Source organism: gamma proteobacterium SS-5 (assembly GCA_009497875.2).
Lineage (GTDB): Bacteria > Pseudomonadota > Gammaproteobacteria > Chromatiales > Chromatiaceae > Magnetovirga > Magnetovirga frankeli.
In genome coordinates this window covers 2,571,619-2,593,255 of sequence record CP032508.2, presented here as the reverse complement: position 1 = coordinate 2,593,255, position 21,637 = coordinate 2,571,619, and the positions used below count along the sequence as shown (strand labels likewise).

General features: G+C 63.1%; 12 protein-coding genes. 6 read left to right on the top strand and 6 right to left on the bottom strand.

Annotated elements, in window-relative coordinates; translation table 11 throughout:
* Positions 1 to 423 precede the first annotated feature (423 nt).
* On the top strand, positions 424 to 1,455 hold the full coding sequence (dusA, locus tag D5125_00050; protein QFY87997.1) for a tRNA dihydrouridine(20/20a) synthase DusA: 1,032 nt from the start codon (positions 424 to 426) through the stop codon (positions 1,453 to 1,455).
* Positions 1,456 to 1,605: 150 nt separating this feature from the next.
* Here the strand turns inward: dusA and D5125_00045 are convergent, their stop codons facing one another.
* Positions 1,606 to 4,032 (bottom strand): cation:proton antiporter, encoded by a 2,427-nt coding sequence (locus D5125_00045; protein QFY87996.1) that lies wholly within the window; start codon positions 4,030 to 4,032, stop codon positions 1,606 to 1,608.
* Positions 4,033 to 4,444: 412 nt separating this feature from the next.
* Positions 4,445 to 5,284 (bottom strand): HDOD domain-containing protein, encoded by an 840-nt coding sequence (locus D5125_00040; protein ID QFY87995.1) that lies wholly within the window; start codon positions 5,282 to 5,284, stop codon positions 4,445 to 4,447.
* Positions 5,285 to 5,458: 174 nt separating this feature from the next.
* Between D5125_00040 and D5125_00035 the strand changes: the two genes are divergently transcribed.
* From D5125_00035 to D5125_00010, 5 genes are all read left to right on the top strand, one after another.
* On the top strand, positions 5,459 to 6,766 hold the full coding sequence (locus D5125_00035; GenBank protein QFY87994.1) for a diguanylate cyclase: 1,308 nt from the start codon (positions 5,459 to 5,461) through the stop codon (positions 6,764 to 6,766).
* Positions 6,767 to 7,557: 791 nt separating this feature from the next.
* Positions 7,558 to 10,704 (top strand): PAS domain S-box protein, encoded by a 3,147-nt coding sequence (locus D5125_00030; protein QFY87993.2) that lies wholly within the window; start codon positions 7,558 to 7,560, stop codon positions 10,702 to 10,704.
* 270 nt (positions 10,705 to 10,974) lie between these two features.
* Positions 10,975 to 13,653: a transglycosylase domain-containing protein gene (locus D5125_00020; protein ID QFY87991.1), complete on the top strand. Its 2,679-nt coding sequence runs from the start codon at positions 10,975 to 10,977 to the stop codon at positions 13,651 to 13,653.
* A gap of 26 nt (positions 13,654 to 13,679) precedes the next feature.
* Positions 13,680 to 14,612, top strand: a complete 933-nt coding sequence (locus tag D5125_00015) for a hypothetical protein (protein ID QFY87990.2) — start codon at positions 13,680 to 13,682, stop codon at positions 14,610 to 14,612.
* An 82-nt stretch (positions 14,613 to 14,694) separates the two neighbouring features.
* Complete coding sequence (locus D5125_00010) at positions 14,695 to 17,820, top strand: transporter substrate-binding domain-containing protein (GenBank protein QFY87989.2); 3,126 nt, start codon at positions 14,695 to 14,697, stop codon at positions 17,818 to 17,820.
* A 38-nt stretch (positions 17,821 to 17,858) separates the two neighbouring features.
* On the opposite strand, the gene D5125_00005 is transcribed toward D5125_00010, so the two are convergent.
* The 4 genes from D5125_00005 to D5125_16925 all read right to left on the bottom strand — a co-directional run bounded on the left by D5125_00005 (position 17,859) and on the right by D5125_16925 (position 21,629).
* Entirely contained in the window at positions 17,859 to 18,347 is a 489-nt protein-coding gene (locus D5125_00005; protein ID QFY87988.1) for a heme-binding protein, read from the bottom strand.
* 318 nt (positions 18,348 to 18,665) lie between these two features.
* Positions 18,666 to 19,253 (bottom strand): TMEM165/GDT1 family protein, encoded by a 588-nt coding sequence (locus D5125_16935; GenBank protein QFY91010.1) that lies wholly within the window; start codon positions 19,251 to 19,253, stop codon positions 18,666 to 18,668.
* Between the two features lie 5 nt (positions 19,254 to 19,258).
* Positions 19,259 to 21,064 carry a glutathione-regulated potassium-efflux system protein KefC gene (gene kefC, locus D5125_16930; protein QFY91009.1) on the bottom strand — a complete coding sequence of 602 codons (1,806 nt, stop codon included), beginning with the start codon at positions 21,062 to 21,064 and terminating at the stop codon, positions 19,259 to 19,261.
* Positions 21,057 to 21,629, bottom strand: a complete 573-nt coding sequence (locus tag D5125_16925; GenBank protein QFY91008.2) for an NAD(P)H-dependent oxidoreductase — start codon at positions 21,627 to 21,629, stop codon at positions 21,057 to 21,059. The genes kefC and D5125_16925 overlap by 8 nt, the downstream gene beginning before the upstream one ends.
* Between the last annotated feature and the right edge of the window lie 8 nt (positions 21,630 to 21,637).

The window sequence follows — 21,637 nt, the reverse complement described above, 5'->3', positions numbered from 1 at the left end:
GGGGGTGCCAGGCCCGTAGAATAGGCCGACAGTCGGCATCCAGCAGACAAAACTGCGGCGCGGCTGGCTTCAAGCTTCGCCCTACTTCCTCCGTCGGGCCTACAGGAAGGTAGGTCATGCCAAACCGATGACTGGATCAGCTTGACCCACACCTAGGAGCCTGTCGGATTTAGGATGCTCCTACTGCGCCGGTGGGAAGAACGGCCCAGAATTGTTTTGAACATTGGCCCCGATTTTTCGTTGCGTAGGGAAACTCAGCGCCTCAAAATCGTGAAAATTTGTTCTCGTTCTCCCACCTTGCTCGCTACGGGCACCTAAACCCGACAGGCTCCTAGTCGCACCAGCAGAGGCGAAATGGGCAGGAAAGAGTGAGAATAAGCAATAAATCAGTAGGTCAGGATTGATAAATCAGGCGCTAACAGAATGAACAGTAAGGAAAAAGAAGAAGAATCAAAGGCGCACCGCTTTGCCATAGCGCCCATGCTGGATTGGACCGACCGCCATTGCCGCTATTTTCACCGCCTGCTGACGCGCAAGGCCCTGCTCTATACCGAGATGGTCACCAGCGGGGCCATATTGCACGGGGATAGGGCGCGGCACCTGGGGTTTGACCCGACCGAGCACCCCATCGCCCTGCAATTGGGGGGCAGCGATCCGGCCGAGTTGGCCCGCTGTGCCCGCATCGGCCAGGACTGGGGCTATGACCAGATCAACCTCAACCTGGGTTGCCCCTCGGACCGGGTGCAGTCGGGCCGCTTTGGTGCCTGCCTGATGCTGGAGCCCGGCATGGTGGCCGACTGCATCAAGGCCATGCGCGATGCCTGCGACCGGGAAGTGACGGTGAAACACCGCATCGGCGTGGATCAGCGCGACAGCTATGCCGAGCTGGTGGACTTTATCGGGCAGCTGGCCGAGGCCGGTTGCCAGACCTTTATCATCCATGCCCGCAAGGCCTGGCTCAAGGGCCTCAGCCCCAAGGAGAACCGCGAGGTGCCGCCGCTGCGCTATGACTGGGTGTATCGGCTGAAACAGGACTTTCCCGATCTGAACCTGATCATCAACGGCGGGATTCAAGACCTGAATGCCTGTCTTGAACACCTGCAGCGCTGCGAAGGAGTCATGCTCGGCCGCGCCGCCTATCAGAACCCCTGGCTGCTGGCTCGGGTGGACAGCCGCCTATTCGGCAGCACCGACCCGGTGCAGCGGCCCGAGCAGGCACTCCAGGCCCTGTTGCCCTATCTGCAAGGGCATATCGAGCGCGGTGGGCGTTTCAATAATGTGGCGCGCCACGTCCTCGGCCTGTTCAACGGCCAGCCCGGTGCCCGCCGCTGGCGCCGCCTGCTCAGTGAACAGGGCTGCAAGGCCGACGCCGGTGCCGATCTGCTGCTCAAGGCCCTGACGGAGGTCAGGCCCGAGGGTCGTGATGGCCTGGCCGGGGGCGACGAGTGGGCTTAAAAGCAGGACGCGGAGGGCGCAATTCCCCCCTTTGCAAAGGGGGGCAGGGGGATTTATTCGGCCAAAATCCCCCTCAACCCCCCTTTGGAAAAGGCCCTTTGGAATAGGGGGAGGCCAGGTATCCCCTGGCCAAGGGTAACAAGTCGGCCGCTAAAGACGGCGTTCGGTTTTCGCCTGCTCTAGCTGCGCGGCGATTTCCTGGTACTCATCGGCCAACTCCAGCACGTCCTGCCGGGTCAGGCGCCATAGCTGGGTGGGGCACTGCGCCTGTACCGTGGCGGTGCGGGTGGACTGGCCGAGCAGGGCGGTCTCGCCGAAAAACTCCTTGTCGCCAAGGTCGGCCAGGGTCTCGCCCTGGTGCAGCACCCGCACCTGCCCCTGCTTGATGATGTAGAGGGCATCGCCATGTTCGCCCTCGCCGATAATGATGTCGTTGCGCAGATAGGTCTGCTCGCGCACCTTGGTGCTCAAGGCCTCCAGCGCCGGGCGAGACAGGGTGGCAAACAGGGGTACCTGGCGCAGCCAGGGCAGGGGGGCGTCGTGGTCCAGCTGTAGGTGTGGCTTGCTCAGCTGGTCGATCAGGCCCTGGAGCTGGCCGCTGAGGCGCTGATAGGCCTTGGCGCCGATCTGGCCGTGGTGAAGTTCTTGGCGCAGGCGCAACAGGGCGGCCTGAAAGGCGGCGCGGGAGAAGGCCGATCGTTCGAACAGCTCATGCAGCAGCGGAAAGCTGGCGCGGATCTCCGCCAGCCGCTCGCTGCGCCGCTGCAGGCGCTGGTGATACAGCCGGTTCAGCCGGTCCAGCTCCTCGCCCTGCAGATGGCCGGCCTCGCTCAGGCGCTCAAGCACGCTGTGACAGAGCAGCACACCGGCGATGTCGCGCTGCAATCGGTGCTCCAGGCGCAGCAGCTGATAGCGCGAGAGCAGCCCTGTGGCCCAGTTGCGCTCGCGCAGCCAGCGCAGGATCTGCCGCTCCAGGCGCACAAAGATACTGACTTGGGCCGGCGGCAGGTCGCGGGCATTGGTATCGGCCTGGCCGTCGTGCCGATCCCGGTCGATGAGCAGGATGTGGCGTATGTCCAGGTAGCTGTACTGGTCAATCAGGCCCAGGTGAAACAGCTCCTCGAGCCGGTTCAGCTCGGTGTGCAGGGCCAACAGATAGGCCTGGCGGCTGGCCAGTTCCGGCCGCTGCCGGGGCTGCTGGTCGGCAAACTCAGCCTGGATCTGGCCCTCCAGGCGCTCGGCATTGCTCGGGCCAAGCAGGCCGAGGGCCTGAAACTCCCGCAGCCGCTGCCGGGCGCTGTCCCGCACCAGTTCCTTGGCCTGCTGGATCTCCGCCTGTTCGTCCGGGCCGAGCCGGTCCATGCCCAGGTAGCGCATCAGCGGGCGGATACTCGGCGCGTTCACCAGCAGGGTAAACAGCACCACCCCCAGGGTCAGGCTGATGAGCATCTCCCGTGCTGCCACCTGCTCGGGGATGGACAGCGCAATGGCAATCGCCAGCCCGCCCTTGAGCCCGCCCCACCACATGATGTGCTGCTCATGGCGGGATACCGGCGGCAGCCGGAACAGGCGTGTGGTCAGGGGCACCAGGCTGTACAGACCGGCGGCGCGTGCCAGCAGCACCAGCGCCACGGCCAGGCCAATGGCCCCGGCCTGCTGCCAGAGATCGCCCACGTCGATAGACAGGCCCACCAGCAGAAACAGCAGGGAATTGGCCACCAGGGCAAGGAACTCCCAGACCTCGCCCAGGCTCTGCTCCGCCCCTTGGGGCAGGCGGTTGACCCCATAGCTGCCCAGCACCAGGGCGGCGCCGACGCAGGCCATGACCCCGGATACATGCAGCAGGTGCTCGGCCAGGATAAAGCTGGCGTAGGCCATTACCAGGGATAGGGCGAGGATGCCGTCGATGGCGATGCGCAGCCGACTTTGCAGCTCGCACAACAGCAGCGCCAGGCCGCCGCCCACCAGGGTGCCGCCGAAAAACACCCAGAGAAAATCCAGCGCCGCCAGCCCGGCCCCGGTCAGGCTCATGCCCTCGCCGCTGACCACCAGCCCCAGCAGGATACCGAACAGGACGATGGCGGTGGCGTCGTTGAACAGGGACTCGCCCTCCACCAGGATATTCAGCCGCCGGGGCGCGCCGATCTCCTTGAACAGGGCCACCACCGCCACCGGGTCGGTGGCCGAGATGAGCGCGCCAAACAGCAGCGCCACCGGCAGCTCCAGCCCCAGCAGGGCCCACAGGCCCAGGCCGATGATGGCGCTGGAGAGCAGCAGGGCGGGCACCGCCAGACTGAGGATGGGGGCCAGGTTCTTCAGTAGCTGACGGGCGTCCAGATTCAGCCCCGACTCGAACACGAGGGTGGGCAGAAAGATGAAGAATACCAGCTCAGGGGTGAGGCGGAACTGGCGCAGCGGGGCCAGCGCCGACCAGTGCTCGCTCCACTGGGCCAGGCCCAGGCCGATGATCACCAGCATCACCGAATAGGGCAGCGCCAGGCGGCGAAACAGCCCGGAGGCGAGGATGGCCAGCAACAGCAGGCCCATGGAGACGAGCAGGATGTCGGACAAGGGCATGGTTATAGTGCCTCGGGATTCGGGATTCGTAACCCTATATTCCTCAGTTTAAGCCACAGAGACACAGACGACCCACAGGATGTGGGGAGGTAGAGCAACGCAGGAGCAGTTGCCGAGATCACAGAGTTGTTTCAAAGAGTTACACCTCAGACCAGACTCACCTGGAAGGTGTTGAATGTTCGCTTTCTAACTCATTGATTTTTTCTCTGTGTGCTCGGCTCTGGCTCCAGGCTTCGCTCTACCTCCTCCGTCGGGCCTACAGGGAGGTAGGTCATGCCATACCGATGACTGGATCATCGGTGGCCATGGAGTCGTCTGTGGCTCTGTGGCTAAATGCTCTTTTTAGGATGATCCCTGTGCAGCGGAATCCGGGGGGGCAACTCGGCGCAGCAGGCCGACCCCTCGGTCAGGCTCAGTCCCCGCCGCTGAGCAAGAGGTCGCGCATGTCTTCAAACAGTTCGTTGGCGTCATCCTCGCTCAGGCAGAGGAATTCCAGCACCAGCGGGCCGAAGCGCTGCCACTCCTTGTCCGGCTGGTCGGTACGGAACAGGCTATCGCCGCACTCGGCCAGCTTGAGCAGGGCCACCATTTGGTTGGCGGGGTCATCGTGCGGGGCCTTGGGGCCGAGGCAGGCCTCCAGGTCATGGTGGCTGCGCAGGGCCTGGCGGATCTCCGGCGGCAGGCCCCAATCGCGGCAGACGATGTAGCCGATCACCGTATGATCGGCACCATAGCGCTGGTTTTCGGTATCGGTAAACAGCCCGGTTTCGGCCTCGTTGGCCTGCTTCAGGGTATCCAGATAATCGGGAAAACGCTGTGCCATCAGCGGGATGCCCACATCGTGAAACAGCCCCAGGGTATAGGGGGAGTCGGGCTCCATCAGCCCCAGGTGCCTGGCGGCAAAGGCGCTCAGCCGGGCGCAGTTGGTGGCGGCATCCCAGAAGCGAGGCAGGCTCAGGCCCTGCTGATCAAAACTCTGGCGCAGGGCAAAGCCGGTGACCAGGCTCAGGGTGGCCTTGACGCCGAGCAACACTATGGCCTGGGGGATGGAAGAGATCTTCTTGCCTCGGCCGAAAAAGGGCGAGTTGATCGTTTTCAGCACGGCGGCGGACAGGGCCACGTCGTTGCTGATCAGCTTGCCGATGCTGGTCAGATTGGCGTTGGGCCGTTGCAGCTCCGCCTGAATCTCTTGCAACAAATGGGGTTGCGGGGGGATCTTGACCCCCTTGATGATATCCTGGGTCGATTGCATAAAAAGGCACACCTGCTGGATGGGTTGTAAGTAAGAACGAACAGGGGAAAGAAGACCGATGCCTCTGTCTCTGTATTCTGTATTCTGTATTATTCTAACCCCGTGGCTTTACCATGGGGTGAAATCGCTCCGATAGCGGCAGAAAAAAACAACCTCGGGTGCTATGAGCCTGTCATGCCTCAGATTTTAGTAATAGAAGACAACCGTGCCCTGGCCGTGGTGGCCAAATCCCTGATTGAGAAAGAACCGGGCTACAGCGCCCTGGTGGCAGCCAGCCGCGTCGCTGCCTTGCGGCTGATTGCCGACAATCCCCAGGGCTTCAGCGCTGCGGTGGCCGATCTCAATCTGCCCGACGCCCCCAACGGCGAGGTAGTGACCGAGGTGATTGCCGCGGACATCCCCACCCTGGTGCTCACCGGGGCCTATGGCGAGGACATGCGAGAGCGTATGCACGGCCTGGGCGTGGTGGACTATATCATCAAGCAGGGCGTGGCGTCCTACGAGTACGCCTGTGACCTGGTGCGCCGCATCCACAAGAACCGCTCGATCCAGGTACTGCTGGTGGACGACTCACGCAGCGCCACCCTGGTATTGCGCAAACAATTGGAGGTCATGTGTCTCAACCCCCTGCTGGCGCGCAGTGGCAAGGAGGCGCTGGAGCTGCTTGACCAGCACCCGGATATTCGACTGGTATTCACCGACTACCACATGCCGCAGATGGATGGCTTTGAGCTGTGCCGACGCATTCGCGAGCGCCACGCCAAGGGCGAGCTGGCCATCATTGGCCTGTCCGGCCAGTCCGATGCCCGCCTCTCCAGCCGTTTTCTCAAGAGTGGGGCGGATGATTTTCTGGCCAAGCCCGTGGTCTATGAGGAACTGCTGTGCCGGGTCAACCAGAACCTGAACCTGCTGGAATACATAGAGACCATCAAGGACATCTCCAACCGCGACTACCTCACCCGGCTGCACAACCGCCGCTACTTCTTCAGCAAGGGCCAGGCCCTCTATGCCCAGGCAAAAAAGACCGGCTCAGCCCTGAGCGCGGCCATGATCGATATCGATTTCTTCAAAAAGATCAACGACAGTCAGGGCCACGAAGGCGGCGATGTCGCCCTCAAACACATGGCGGAACTGCTCAGAAACGCCTTTGCCGGGGAGCTGGTGGCCCGCTTTGGCGGCGAGGAATTCTGCATCCTGCTGCAACAACCGCAGCAGACCGCCCAGGCCTCACTGGATGCCTTCCGCCAACTGGTGGCGGATTCACCGGTCACCCAGGAGGGCTATCACTTCGGCTTCACCCTCAGCATCGGCCTGAGCGATCAGCCCGGCGCCGACCTGGATGCCATGCTCGCCCTGGCCGATGCCGCCCTCTATCGGGCCAAGCAAGAGGGGCGCAACCGCTTGGTGTATGCCGACAGGCCGCTGGAGATCGGCGCGGATTACGACGGCAACATCCGCAACCGGGAGCGGGCCGCGCACTAACGATCATGGGGCAACCCCACACCTATCTGAGCTAGGTGTGGGGCACCCCGGAACATGAAACATCTTCTAATCAATGGGACGCAGAGGACGCAAAGGAGCGCAAAGGACGCAGAGAAGAATGAGGAGGAAGTAGCCCGGATGGAGTGTAACGGAATCCGGGATTGCTGCTGGGCAGGGCCACGCCTAACCTTTGCCCCTCCGAGCCAGCGCTCGGAGCTCCCAGATTGACAGGCGGCCATGTTGTTTCACAGTAAACATCTTCTAATCAATGGGACGCAGAGGACGCAAAGGAGCGCAAAGGACGCAGAGAAGAATGAGGAGGAAGTAGCCCGGATGCAGCGAAGCGATGTCCTGAGCCAGTCGAAGGGCGGAATCCGGGGTTGCCGCTAGGTATGGCCACCCTTATCCCGTTGCACCTCCGAGCCAGCGCTCGGAGCTCCCAGGATGAGAGGCGAACCCCAATGTTGTTTCACAGTAATCAATGGGACGCAGAGGACGCAAAGGAGCGCAAAGGACGCAGAGAAGAATGGGAAAGAAGTAGCCCGGATGGAGCGAAGCGATGTCCTGAGCCAGTCGAAGGGCGGAATCCGGTGTTGCTGCCGGGCAGGGCCACGCAAATGCGACTTGGCGCGGCCTTTGCCGCCTGATCTGCGATGCTTTGTCAGATCACCCGGCAGAGCTGGCTGCCCACCTCGGGCCGCACATGGGCAGTCATGCCGCCGCCTGCCAATACAAACCTTATGTCCATATTTAGGTTGATAATGGGCTGCCTTTCGGGTTTCAATTGCTCTATGTCAATTTCCGCTCAGGTCAACTTCCGCCGCCCGGTCACCCTGGTGGTCATCGGCTATCTGCTTTGCCTGCTATTGCTTGGGCTGGCCACCAGTCTGGCCTTGCAGCGGCTGGATGCGCAGAACCACAGCCTGCGCCAGGTGGTGCAGCTGAACATGGTCAAGGCGCGGCTGATGGGGCAGATGCGCGATGCCATCCGCGAGCGTATCACCCTGCTGACCACCGCCCTGCACCTGCAAGATCCCTTTGAGATCGATGAACTGTGGCAGCGCTTCAACGCCCAGGCCAGTCGTTTCATCAAGGCCCGCCTGACCCTGCTGGATATGCCCCTGAGCGAGGATCAGCGGGCCGATCTGGTACAGCAAAGCCAGATCATCCGCCAGGCCAACCCGGTGGTGGAGGAGACCTTTGCGCGCCTGCGCGAAGGCCGCATCGAGGACCGCGTGCAGGTGGCGCGTACCATCAGCGTGGTCAACGGCGACTTTGCCGAGCAACTGCAACGCATGATCGACCTGCAACAGGATACCTCGGAGCAGGCGGTGCGCCAGAGTGAGCGGCTCAATGCCGAGGCGCGACGGGAACTCATGGCCTACCTGGCCCTGGCCCTGGTCATAGCCACCCTGATCCTGCTGCTGGTGGTCGTCCTGATCATTCGCCAATCCCGCGCCATGCAATCCCTGCTGGAACAGCTCAATATTGCCAATCAGGACCTGGAGGCCAGGGTGGCGGCGCGTACCGCCGAGCTGCGGCAGCAGAGCCAACGCAACGAGGTAATCGTCAATGCGGCCATGGATGGCTTTTTCGTGGTGAACACCCAGGAGCGGTTTCTCGATTGCAACGATAGCTATTGCCGCATGCTCGGCTATAGCCGCGAGGAGCTGCTCGATCTCCGGGTTCGGGATGTGGAGGTGGATGATACGCCGCAGCAGATTCGGCAGCGCATCGAGCGCATCCTGCGCCTGGGGCATGACCGCTTCGATGCCCGTCACCGCTGCAAGGACGGCCACATCATCGATGTCGAGGTCAACATCAGCGCCAGCGACGAGGCCGGACAGCGGCTGTTGTACAGCTATGTCCATGACATAAGCCAGCGCAAGCGGGCCGAGGCCAGCCTGGCCCTGATGGCCAGCACCTTCGACACCCATGAGGCGATCATCATCACCGATGCCGACAACCGCATCATCCGCGTCAACAAGGCCTTTGAGCGAACCACCGGTTACAGCGCCGAGGAGGTGCTGGGCCAGGCCCCCAATCTGCTGCGCTCGGACCGGCACGAGCCCGGCTTTTATCAGACCATGTGGGATGAGCTGCAACGCCAGGGCCACTGGGAGGGGGAGATCTGGAACCAGCGCAAGAACGGCGAGATCTATCCCGAGTGGCTGAGCATCACCGCCGTGCGGGACGAGCGGGGTGAGATTGGCAACTATGTGGCCCATTTTACCGACATCTCCCAGATCAAGGGCCAGCAGGAGCAGCTACAACGCCTGGCCAACGAGGAGCAGGTGCTGTCCGACCTGCTGCACCGCTCCCTGTCCGATCTGGACATGAAACACTTTCTGGATTACGCCCTGGACCTGCTGATCAAGCAGTTGCCGCGCCTGCATCTGTCCCACGGCGCCATCTTCCTGCTGGTACGGGAGGAGAGCGGCAAGGTGCTGGAAATGGCGGCGGAGCACCGCATCAGCGAGGCCATCAAGGCCCAGTGCCAACGGGTGGAGCTGGGCCACTGCCTGTGCGGCAAGGCGGCCCAGACCAAAGAGATGATCATCTGTGACCACCTGGACGAAAACCACAGAGTTCAATACGAGGGCATGATCGACCATGGTCATTTTATCCTGCCCCTGCTCTACAGTGACGAGCTGCTGGGCATAGTATCCCTGGCCTATCACCCCGGTCATCAGGGGGATGAGGCAGACGTTGAATTCCTCAAGCGCATCGCCATCGTCCTGGGGCTGGGCATCCACAAGCGGCAATCGGAGCAGGAGTTGCTCGATGCCAAGCTCCAGGCGGAGCAGGCCAACCGGGCCAAGTCAGACTTCCTCTCCAGCATGAGCCATGAGCTGCGTACCCCGCTGAACGCCATCATCGGCTTCTCGCAACTGCTGGAGATGGACCCCCTGGAGGAGGCCCAGCAGGAATCGGTGCAGGAGATCAGCAGTGCCGGGCGGCACCTGCTGGAGCTGATCAATGAAATCCTCGATCTGGCCAAGATCGAATCCGGCCGGGTTGACCTGAACATAGCCCCGGTCGAATTGGCCCCGTTGATCCGGCAATGCCAGACCCTGATTACCCCGCTGGCGCAGAAGCAAGGCATCCGCATCGAACTGCCCGCGCTGGATGAGGGCCTGCAGGTGCTGGCCGACGCCACCCGGCTGAAGCAGGTGCTGCTCAACCTGCTCAGCAATGCGGTGAAATACAACCGGCCCCAGGGCCAGGTCAGGCTGCACCTGCAACGGCCCGCGGCCGACCGCCTGCGCCTGGCGGTGGAGGACACAGGCCAGGGCATATCCGCCGAGGATCAGGCGCGCCTGTTCGAGCCGTTCAACCGGTTGCAGGCAGAGCACAGCGAGGTGGAGGGCACGGGCATTGGCCTGGTCATCGCCAAGACCCTGATCGAACTCATGCACGGCCGCATCGGCCTGAGCAGCACCCCAGGGGTGGGCAGCACCTTCTGGCTGGAACTGCCGCTGGCGGAGACCGAGGCCGACCAGGCAGGGGCCGCCGAGGTGGCGGAAGAGGAGGCCGAGACGGCCTCCGGCCTGGTGGAAAAACGCGCCAAGGTGCTCTATATCGAAGACAACCCGGCCAATCTGCGCCTGGTCAGCCGTGCCATGGAGCGGCAACCACAGATTCGCCTGATCAGCGCCATGGAGCCGGAACAGGGCCTGCAACTGGCCCGCTCGCAACGGCCTGACCTGATCCTGCTGGACATCAACCTGCCGGGCATGAGCGGCTATGAGGTGCTGGCCAAGCTCAGGCAAGAGGACTGCTGCTCTGATACCCCCATCATCGCCGTCACCGCCAACGCCATGGAAAGCGACCGCGCCCAGGCCCTGCAGGCCGGCTTCGACGACTACCTGCGCAAACCCCTGGACATGGCCCTGCTGTTCAGCACCCTGGAGCAATACCTGAACCCAGAACACTAAGAAATCGCAGAGTTGAAGAAGGCCGCAAACTCCCCCTTTACCAAAGGGGGCAGGGGAGATTTCTTCAGCGCCCGCGTAACTACCAGCGCCGGAATCCCCCTCTGTCCTCCTTTTACAAAGGGGGAGGTCAATATCCCCCCCTTTACCAAAGGGGGCAGGGGGGATTTCTTCAATCCCCCTTTTGCAAAGGGGGATGTGACAAGTAACTACTTCAACACCAAGGGCCAAGGGGCTAAACTGTGCCTCTATCCTTGTTTCATTGAAGTGTAAATGACTTACGAATTGCTCCTCGCCCTGTTTCTGGCGCTATCCCCCTACCTGGATCAGGCCCCTGCCGATAGCGACACCGCCCTGTACCAGCTCAACGGCGAACAGGCGGTGGGCCTGGCCCGTGGTGCCTGCCGCAGCCTGATGGACTCACCGGCAGTGACCCTGTTTGGCGTACCCCTGGGCCAGTTCATCGACGAGATGATCGGCTCGGTCCCGCCGGATCAGGTAGCTGCCATCTTTGCCGAGGACTTCAAGCCCAAGCTGGCCAAGCTGGGGCTGGACTATGATCAGTCCATCGCCTTTTATCTATCCATCTGCCATCCCCAGCCATCGGCGGCGCACCTGGCCGCGCCGGAACGCATCGACGCCGCCCTGGATATCCTCAAGCAAACCCGCAAGGACATACTGCTTCACCTCGGGCGTCAGCCGTTTGGCAGCAAGCGCCATCGCAGCGTCTTCCGTCTGGCCAATGGCGAGGTGGTGTTCGACTCGGCCAGGGACGGGGAGGGCGACTGGCAGCTGCTGGAGAAGATCCCAATCAAGCTGCAACAGGCGCTGATTGCCGTGGAAGACAAGCAGTTCTACCGGCACAAGGGTATAGATATCAACAGCCTGATCCGCGCCGCCAACAAGAGCCTGGAGGGCAACTACCAGGGTGGCTCCACCATCACCCAGCAGTTGGTGAAGAACCTCTATTACTATCAGCAGCAGAAGCAGAGGCCGGAGCGGGACAACCCGCGCCTGCGGCGCAAGCTGGGTGAGCTGATCATCGCCCGCGAGCTGGAGCTGCAATGGGGCAAGAAGGCCATCCTGGAGGCCTATTTCAATGTGGTCAATTTCGGCCGTGGCAGCCGGGGCGCGGCGGCAGCGGCGCAGTTGCTGTTCGGCAAGCCCCTGGCCCGGCTCAACCTAGGCCAGCTGGCCACCCTGGCGGCCATGCCCAAGCGCCCCGGTGCGCTGCCCTTTTCGGCGCATTTCGAGGAACTCAAGGGCCGTCAGCACTATGTGCTGGAGCAGATGGTCCAGGAGGGCTACATCAGCCAGCGCGATGCCGACAAACACCGCTTGCAGGCCTACCCCTTCATCGATCAGGAGGCGGCTCAGGGTCAGCAGCTCTTGCCCTATCGGCATTATCTGCGCAACGCCCAGCTCGACCCCTGGCTGGACTATTACTGGCAGGACTTCGCCGTGCAGGCCACCCTGGCCCTGCACCCCGGCATCCAGGCCCTGGCCGAGCAGGCCCTGGTGCAGGGCCTGAGCCGTTATGAGCGGCGCTTCCAGGGCAAGGCACCCAAGGATGGCGTGCCCGAGGTGCAGGGTGCCGTGGTGGTGATGGACCACCACAGTGGCGACGTGCTGGCCCTGCAGGGCGGCACCCCCTGGGTACATCAGGATGGCAAGCTGGTAGCCAATGAGTACGATCGGGCTAGTCGCGAATACCGCCAGCCCGGTTCCACCCTGAAGCCCTTCACCTATCTGATGGCGTTGGAGAACGGCCTCACCCCCAGTGATCAGATCCCCGACTACGGCCTGCAACTGCCCTTGCTGTCGCCCTTCGATCAGCCCTGGCGGCCAAGCAACTACAGTCGCGAGGAGGGTGGCAGCCACAGCCTGCGCTACGGCCTGGAACACTCACGCAACCTGATGACCGCCTGGCTGCTGGAGATGACCCACATCGGCAATTACGCCTACGACGACCCCTACGATTCCAATCCGGCCAAGGCCCTGGACGCGGTGCGCCGCCTCAGTCTGGAGTTCGGCATCTACTGCTCACAGGCAGAGATCAAACAGGACCAGTGCCCCAGCCCCATGGCCGCGCCGGTGCGCCATTACCCCTTTATTCTCGGTGCCCAGGAGACCTCGCTGCTGCGCATGGTCACCGCCTATGCCCGCATCGCCAACGGTGGGGTGCCGATCAAGCCGCGCTTCATCAAGCGCTTTGAGCTGGCGCTGGGCGATGAGGGGGGGCAACAACAGGCCCTGGACAGCCCGTTGAACAAGAATGCCCAGTTCCGCCGGGTGGCGGTGGACCCGCGCTCCCTGTTCCAGCTGAAGAGCCTGTTGATGGGGGTGACCCAGCGCGGCACGGCGGCGCGGCTGGCCCGCTTTGGTGACAAGGTGGCGGGCAAGACCGGTACCACGGACGACTACCGCGATGCCTGGTTCATCGGCTTCACCAGCTCTCTCACCCTGGGCGTCTGGGTCGGCTACGTGGATCAGCGCAGCCTGGGCCCTGGCGCCACCGGCAGCCAGGTTGCCCTGCCCATCTTCGAGACCCTGCTGGAGGGCCTGCTCAAGGGCGAGCCCCAGCGCGACCACCTCAGCCACTTTCCCGCCTACGCCGAGCACCATTCCCTGCTGCGCGAGCCCCCCGCCGGGCTGGTGAGCCTGGCGCTGGACCCGGTCAGCGGCTGCGCCCAGCAGGATATAGGCGCGCGCAGCCAGATCGAATACTTCAAGCAGGAAAACAGCTTCCTGGTGGACAGCGCCAGCTGTGGGCTGGGCTACGCCCATTATTCCTCCCTCGGCGGCGACCTGTTCCAGGCCAACGCCCTGGACTCCCTCGGCGACCCCTTTGAGTTCCGTTTCCCCGACGAAACGCACGAGGCGGAGCCCTGGCGCAAACGCGACGACGGCCATTTTGGCTCCTCTTCCTGGATCATGGGAGATACACCATGAATACCCCCTGGCTGGCAGGCCTCTGCTTGTCCTTATCCCTGTCACTGGCCCCGTCCGGTCCGGCCTGGGCCACCGACGAGGCGGACTTCAACACCGAATTCAGCTACCAGCAGGGGCCGCACCCCAAGGCACGGGGGCGGCTCAAGGAGGGCTACCGCATCCACAGCTTCTTCAGCTTCGATCTGGATCGAGCCCCTCCGGCCGATTGGCGCGCCCTGGGCGCGGGCTATCTGAGGCAGGTGCGGCCGGGGATGATCGGCCTGGACTCCACGGCGGACACAGGCCCCTACCAGGTCCAGGCCGCAGCACCCCTGCCCTGTGATGTGCGCTACATCTTCTCCCGCGCCAAGGAGGTGGAGGCCAAGGGACGCAAACAGGGCTTTGCCCAGCTGTCCAGCCCGGAGCGCTCCATCTACAACTTCAGCAAGAAATACATCAAGGACAGCGAACAGATCCGCTTTCGGCGTCAACTCAGGCAGGGGGCCGACCTGCCCTGGCAGGACATCGCCAGCCGCTTCGGTCTGAGCGGCCAACCCCTGTGGGTGCTGGAGGAGCGCCTGAGCGACTTCAACCAGTTCGCCATCGAAGGCCGGGTGCGCACGGTACTGCTGGCCGGAGCTGGTGATCGACTGCGGGTTGTGGGCGAGATCGACCTGACCCTGGATGCCGATATCCTCGATAAAAGGGTCATAGGCCTGATGCTCAGTGTGCCCCTGAAGGCGGCCCTCAAGGGCCTGCTGCCGACCCAGGCAGTATTCGGCAGGGTAGCCGACCGGCTCAAGGCGGTGGAGGCGGATAGTCGCTTCCAGTGCGAGGAAGACGAGGCCAATGCCGCCTCGCTGATCTACGGCGTGCCCAACTTTGTCCACAGCTACCTTGCCAGTCTCAAGGAATACCTGGGGACAGAGGACAGAAGACAGGGGACAGAAGACGGAGGACAGAGGGCAGAGGACAGATAGGTGAGGGCGCTGCGCGCGTTTTTGGTGTAAATTGTCGCATTGCGACATAAGAATCTGTCTTCTGGCCTCTGATCGCTATCCCTTGCATTTGAATCTGAAATCACTACCTTTTCTGCCGCTTTGCATCCTCAACCCCGGCCGCGCACTGCTGCTTTTGGGGTTATTGCTGCTGGGCGGCCCGCTATGGGCCCTGGAACAGGTCTCGCTGCGCTTGCAGTGGAAGCACCAGTTCGAGTTTGCTGGCTTCTATGCCGCCATCGAGCAGGGCTTTTACCGCGAGGCGGGGCTCGAGGTCAGTCTGCACGAGTACGATAACCAGACCCAGCCCATCAAGGAGGTGGTGGAGGGCAGCATGAGCTTCGGCCTGTGGAACGATGAGGTGCTGCGCGCCTATATGCAGGGCCAACCGGTGGTGCTATTGGCCAATTACTTCAAGGAATCACCGCGCATCATCATCACCCGGCTGGAGATACAGACCCCGGCGGACCTGCGCGGCAAGCGGCTGATGAGTTCCGAGCTTGCCATGAACAGCCCCGGCTTTCAGAAGATGCTGGAACGCTTTGACATCAAGCCCGGCGAGATCGAGCGGGTAGCGCCCAGCTTCGATATCGAGGATTTCATTCAGGGCCGGGTGGATGCCTATCAGGGCTTTGCCACCAACGAGCCCTTCCAGCTGCGCAAGCGCGGCCTGGCCTTCAATGTCATCAATCCCGGTGCCTACAGCACGCAAGAGTACGATCTCAACCTGTTCACCTCCAGGGCCCTGGCCGAGTCCCGGCCAGAGCTGGTGCAGGCCTTTGTGGCGGCCAGCAACCGGGGCTGGCGCTACGCCCTGGCCCATCCGCAAGAGATCATCGAGCTGATCCTGAGACGCTACAACAGCCAGAACAAAGAGGCCGATGCCCTCTGGTTCGAGTACGAGACCATCAAGCAGGTGATGCAGCCGGACCTGCACCCGCCCGGCAGTACCGATCTCAACCACATCCGCCTGCTGGGCGATATCCTGGTGCAGCAGGGCCTGGCGCAAAGGCCCGCCAGTTACGATGCCTTCCTGCTTGGCAGCCTGCTGTGGGACAGCGGTCTGAAACTGACCGCGCAAGAGCGGGCCTTTCTGAGCAAGCACAGGGTGATCCGGGCGCACAATGAGCTGGATTGGGCACCGATCAACTTCCGCCGTAACGGCGAGCCCCAGGGCTATTTCATCGAGCTGCTGCAACTGCTGGCGGACAAGCTCAAGCTGCGCCTGGAGTTTGTCAGCGGTCCCAGCTGGGAGGAGTTCCTGCAGATGCTGGAGGACAAGCAGATCGACCTCATGGGCAATATCGTCGATACCCCAAGCCGCCGCCGCTTTGCCCATTTCACTCAGCCCATGGCCAGCACCGCCTACAGCATTGCCAGCCGCCAGGACGCCCCTTTCTTCGGCCTCTCCGAGCTGAACGGCAAGCGGGTCTCCGTGGTGCGCGGATTCTGGCAGATGGAACTGCTGCAAGCCCAGTTTCCGGGCATCGAGCTGCTGCCGGTGGCGGACACCGCCGCAGCCCTCAAGGCGGTGGCCTACGGCCAGGCGGATGCCACCCTGGGGGCCGCAGCGGTGCTGGAATACCACATCGGCGAGCTGATGCTGGCCAACCTCAGGGTCAGCGGCGAGGTGGAACTGAAGGACAGAGAGCGCCTGAAATGGCATGTCGCCGTGCGCGACGACTGGCCGGAGCTGGCCTCCGCCCTGGACAAGGCCTACGCCCACCTCGACTACCAGGAGCTGCAGGAACTGCGCAACCGCTGGCTGCTGGGTGACGGCAGCCAGGCCAAGCAATTCAGCCTGAGCGATGAGCAACGCCGCTATTTGGATGCCAAGCGCAGTATCCGCATGTGCGTGGACCCCGACTGGCTGCCCTTTGAACGCATCCACCAGGGCGAGCACCAGGGCATGGTGGCGGACATTCTGCAACTGGCCCAGGAGCGCAGCGGCATAGCCCTGAGTCTGGTGCCCACCCGGTCCTGGACCCAGAGCATCGAGTTTGCCAAGGCGCGCAAATGCGACATCTTCTCCCTGGCCATGGAGACCCCGGAGCGCCGCCAGTACATGGATTTCACCCGGCCCTACCTGGACTTTCCCTTTGTCATCGCCACCCATACCACGGAGTTCTACATCGAGGACCTGGAATCCGTAATCGACAGGCCCCTGGCCATGGTCTCCGGCTATGCCTTTACCGAACTGCTCAGGGTGCGCTACCCAGGGATTCAGATCATCGAGGCAGACAGCGTGCTGGAGGGGCTACAGCTGGTGCAGCAGGGGCGGGCGTACGGCTTCATCGGGGCCTTGCCCTCGGTGGCCTATACGCTGCAAAGCGAGGGGATTGTCGATCTGCGTATCAACGGCAAGTTTGACGAACGTTGGCGCCTGAGCATAGCCACGCGCAACGACGAGCCCCTGCTGCGCCCGCTGATGCAAAGGATGCTCGACAGCGTCAGTGAGAAGGAAAAGCGCGACCTCTACAACAGCTGGTACAAGGTCAATTATGTGCAGGACCTAGACTACGGCCTGCTCGCCCGCCTGGCCGCCCTGGCCCTGTTGCTGATCGGCATCATGCTGTACTGGAACCGGCGTCTGGCGACAGAGCGCAGCCGCGCCGAGCAGGCCCTGCAGGAGCTGGGCAAGGCGCAGCAGGAATTACAGCAGAAAAACCGGCAACTGCAGATACTCGCCGCCACCGACCCGCTCACGCAACTGGCCAACCGGCTGCGCCTGGACGCCGTTCTGGCCGAGGAATATGCCCGTCGGCAACGCTATCCGGGCACCTTCAGCCTGATCATGCTCGATATAGACCACTTCAAACAGGTCAATGATGAACACGGCCATCAGTTGGGGGATCAGGTGTTGATCGGGGTCGCCGCCCTGCTGCGCGAACACAGCCGCAGCACGGACACCGCCGGGCGCTGGGGCGGCGAGGAGTTCCTGATCATCTGCCCGGCCACACCCCTGGAGGGTGCCGCGCAACTGGCCGAGCACCTGCGTCAGCAGATTGCCGAGCAGGAATTCCCCCAGGTCGGCAGATGTACCGCCAGCTTCGGTGTCAGCGAATATCGGCAGGAAGACAGCCTCGACCGGCTACTGCAAAGGGCCGATCAGGCCCTCTACCAGGCCAAGGCAGAGGGGCGTAACCGGGTCAGCTGTACAGAGGACAGAGGACAGGGGGCTGAGGGCTGATGACTGATCCGGGCACCCCAAGCCCTATCTCCAACCCCCTACATGGCCATTTCCAGATCGTCCTGGATGGCATCCACCCCGGCCTGGGCGCATTCCTCATCGGTGAGGCCGGAGGGCGCTCCACTGACGCCGATGGCCCCGTACAGGGTGCCGGCCGCCTCAATGGGCAGGCCGCCGGTGGACATCACCAGGCCTGGGGTGCGGCCAATGGGGCCGTTGGCCCGCTCCTTCAGGGCTGAGGTGGGTACGCCGAAATTGGCTGCCGCCCGGGCCTTGCCCTGGCTGATAGGGATGGTAATGCTCGCTGCCAGGGTGTCGCGCAGGCTGACCTGGACCAGGCCGTTGCGGTCCACCAGGGTCACGCCCACCTGCACCCCCTTGGCGCGGCAGGCCTCGATGGCGGCATGGGCCGCTTTGCCCGCCGTATTCAGGGTGAGGCGCTTGATGTTGACGCTGGGGGATTCCTCGGCAACGGCCGGGGTGATAAGGGGCAGGCACAGCAGAACGGGTAGCAGGGATATGCGCATGGTGAAACTCCTCGGTGGTTGGGTTTTATCTTTATCCTAAAGGACATGGAGTGGATAGCACCACCCCAGAACATGAAAAATATCGAATCCCCCCCCCCTTTACAAAGGGGCCAATCAAATCCCCCCCCTTTACTAAAGGGGGGCTAGGGGGGATTTCTTCAGCGCCCGCGTAACTACCTGGTTAAACAGAATTAAATGCTCTCTGTGTGCCCTTGGTTCCGTGGCTAAAAGCCCTTTTCAGGATTGTCGGGCACAGATTAGCACCTCAGTGCTCGGCAGGAGTAGCCCCTTGTTGGCCCCGGAGCAAATCGGGCTGGGTCAGAGGAGGCTGTAGGCCTTCCAGGCAGCCAGGGCGGCGAAGAGCAGGAACAGCAGGCCGCTGAGACGGTGCAGCAGGCGCAGGGGCAGGCGTTTGAACAGTATGCGGCCAGCCCAGATGCCCAGGGCGGAGACGCCTACCAGGGCCAGGCTGGCACCTATCCATACCGGCAGGGGCGGGAAGCCGCCGGCCAGGCCAGCCACGGCGATCTGGGTCTTGTCACCAAACTCGGATAGACCGATGAGCAGGAAGGTGGTGACGAAAATACCCCGTCCGGAGCGCTCTTGCGGTGCCTCGGTGTCTTCTTCCCCGCCATTGAACAGGGCCTGCAGGCCGAACAGGGCGAACAGCAGGGCCACCAGGCCGGCCATGATCGGCCTCGGTACCCAGGCGGACAGGCTGGCACCGAATGCCACCGCCAGCAGGTTGAGCAGCAGGAAGGCGCTGGCCGCGCCGAGCAGCACCGGCCAGGGGCGGTGACGACTGGCCAGGGTCATGCACACCAGCTGGCTCTTGTCCCCCAGCTCGGCCAGGGAGATCAGGGCGAAGGCGGAAAGGCCGACGCTGATGCTTTCAGGTAGGGGCATGCTGGCTATTCCCAGCCGGGATCCCGTTGATGGGGAAACTCTGCGCGGTCGGCGTTTAGAACCTGTTCCAGCTCATCCCGGCCCTGGTGCTGGATGGAGATGCCCAGCTCCAGGGCACCCTCTTCACGCAGCAGATCGTACAGAGAGCGGTCGTAATCACGGAACCGGTTCACCGCCTCATGGGCGTGATAGGCACCAAGGCCCAGATAGCGCAGGCCCTGCTCGCCCAGGCGCAGGGCCGACTCCAGCATCTCCCGCTGGAACAGATCGGCCCCCTGTTTTTCCAGTTGATAGGCGTGGGACAGATCACGCGCCCGCGCCAGTATCTTCAGCTGGGGAAAGTGTTCACGGGCCAGTTGCACCAGATGTACCGAGGCCTCCGGGTCGTCCAGGGCGATGATCAGCAGGCGTGCCTGCTCCGCCCCGGCGGCACGCAGTATGTCCAGGCGAGTGGCGTCGCCGTAATAGACCTTGTAGCCGAACTTGCGCACCGCCTCTATGTGGTCCGGGTCGTGGTCCAGGACCGTGGTGGGGATGTGGCTGGAATAGAGCAGACGGCCGACGATGCGGCCAAAGCGGCCAAAACCGGCGATGATCACCGGATTGAACTCTTCCACCTGATCGGCCGGGCGCGGTTCGCCCAGGTGGATGTGCTGGGGCTGGATGAAACGCTCCAGCAGCAGCAGCAGCAGGGGGGTGATGGCCATGGACAGGCTGACGCCGAGGATCAGCGGATCGACCAGGGCCGTGCTCAGCAGGCCCTCGGTACGGGCCACGCCGAACAGGACAAAGGCGAATTCACCGCCCTGACAGAGCAGAAAGGCGAACAGGGCGCGCTGGTCTTTCTCCAGCGGCGGGTCGGTGCGGCCGGCAATGATCCAGAGCACCAGCAGCTTGATGCCGATCAGCAGCAGTACCAGGCCGAGGATCAGCAAGGGCTGGGCCAGCAGCAGGCCAAAATTGATGGACATGCCCACAGAGATGAAAAACAGCCCCAGCAGCAGGCCCTTGAAGGGCTTGATCTCGGCCTCCAGCACATGCCGGTATTCCGACTCGGCCAGCAGCACCCCGGCCAAAAAGCTGCCCAGGGCCATGGACAGCTGCACCTGGGCCATGAGCAGGGCGATGCCGGTGACCAGCAGCAGGGTAAAGGCGGTGAAGATCTCCTGCAGGCCGGTTTTGGCAATGAAGCGGAAGATGGGCCGGGTCAGGTAATGCCCCAGCACCACCACTCCGGCAATGGCCCCAGCTACTTTGAGCAGGCCCATCAGGCCGCCGCTCTCGGCCTGGACGCCGCTGCCCAGCAGGGGGATCAGGGCCAGCATGGGGATCACCGCGATGTCCTGAAACAAGAGCACGGAAAAGGCCGAGCGGCCCGCCCGGGTGGGCAGCAGGTTGCGCTCTTGCAGGGTCTGCAGGGCGATGGCGGTGGAGGACAGGGACAGGCCCATGGCAATCACCAGGGCAACGCGCAACTCCAGCCCCAGCAGCAGGCCGGGGATCATCAATAGGGCGCTGCTGGCCACCACCTGCAGGCCGCCCAGGCCGAGGATGGGGCGGCGCATGGACCAGAGGCGGCGCGGGTTCAGTTCCAGGCCGATGAGAAACAGCAGCAGTACCACGCCGAACTCGGCAAAATGCAGGATGTCCTCGACGTTATGGATCAGGCCCAGCACCCAGGGGCCGATGATGGCCCCGGCGATCAGATAGCCCAGTACCGAGCCCAGGCCCAGCCGCTTGGCCAGGGGCACGGCGATGACCGCCGCCGTCAGGTAGATTACGGTATTGCCGAGCAGGGATGTCTCAGCCATGGGCCATTTCCTCAAGCAGGCGTTGCAGATGCAGCCGGTAGGCCCCGGCCCCGGCCTGGATCTCTCCCTCGCTCAGGCGTGGCGCGCCGTGCAACACAAAGGGTTTGAGGTAGTCCATGCCGCAGTGACGGGCCATCTGCTCCATCGGCCGCAGGGTCTGTTCGATGGCATAGCGGTTGGCCCCTTCGGGCCGGTAGGACTGGGCCGCCTGGCCGGTACTGATGGCGCATAACAGGCGCTTGCCGCGCAGGACATGGCCACCGCTGCCGTAGGCAAAGCCCAGGGTCAGCACCTTCTCCTTCCATTGTTGCAGCAGGGCCGGGTTGTTGTACCAATAGATGGGGTATTGCATTACCAGCAGGTCGGCCCGAGACAGCAGTTCCTGCTCCCGCTGGATGTCGATGTGAAAGTTGGGGTAGCGTTCGTAGAGGTCATTGATGGTGACCCCCGGCAGGTCATGCACCCCTTCGAGCAAGGCGCGGTTGACCCGCGAGCGATGCGGATAGGGATGGGCGAAAAGGATCAGCACCGAGAGCGGTTGCCCGGTAGGGTTCAGGGTTTGCATGGCAGGGC

Excerpts from the sequence above, each read along its gene's own strand:
- kefC (QFY91009.1), bottom strand. The coding sequence starts at position 21,064 with ATGGCTGAGACATCCCTGCTCGGCAATACCGTAATCTACCTGACGGCG.
- D5125_00020 (QFY87991.1), top strand. The coding sequence starts at position 10,975 with ATGACTTACGAATTGCTCCTCGCCCTGTTTCTGGCGCTATCCCCCTAC.
- D5125_00040 (QFY87995.1), bottom strand. The coding sequence starts at position 5,284 with ATGCAATCGACCCAGGATATCATCAAGGGGGTCAAGATCCCCCCGCAA.
- dusA (QFY87997.1), top strand. The coding sequence starts at position 424 with ATGAACAGTAAGGAAAAAGAAGAAGAATCAAAGGCGCACCGCTTTGCC.
- D5125_00035 (QFY87994.1), top strand. The coding sequence starts at position 5,459 with ATGCCTCAGATTTTAGTAATAGAAGACAACCGTGCCCTGGCCGTGGTG.
- D5125_16925 (QFY91008.2), bottom strand. The coding sequence starts at position 21,629 with ATGCAAACCCTGAACCCTACCGGGCAACCGCTCTCGGTGCTGATCCTT.
- D5125_00005 (QFY87988.1), bottom strand. The coding sequence starts at position 18,347 with ATGCGCATATCCCTGCTACCCGTTCTGCTGTGCCTGCCCCTTATCACC.
- D5125_00030 (QFY87993.2), top strand. The coding sequence starts at position 7,558 with ATGTCAATTTCCGCTCAGGTCAACTTCCGCCGCCCGGTCACCCTGGTG.
- D5125_16935 (QFY91010.1), bottom strand. The coding sequence starts at position 19,253 with ATGCCCCTACCTGAAAGCATCAGCGTCGGCCTTTCCGCCTTCGCCCTG.
- D5125_00045 (QFY87996.1), bottom strand. The coding sequence starts at position 4,032 with ATGCCCTTGTCCGACATCCTGCTCGTCTCCATGGGCCTGCTGTTGCTG.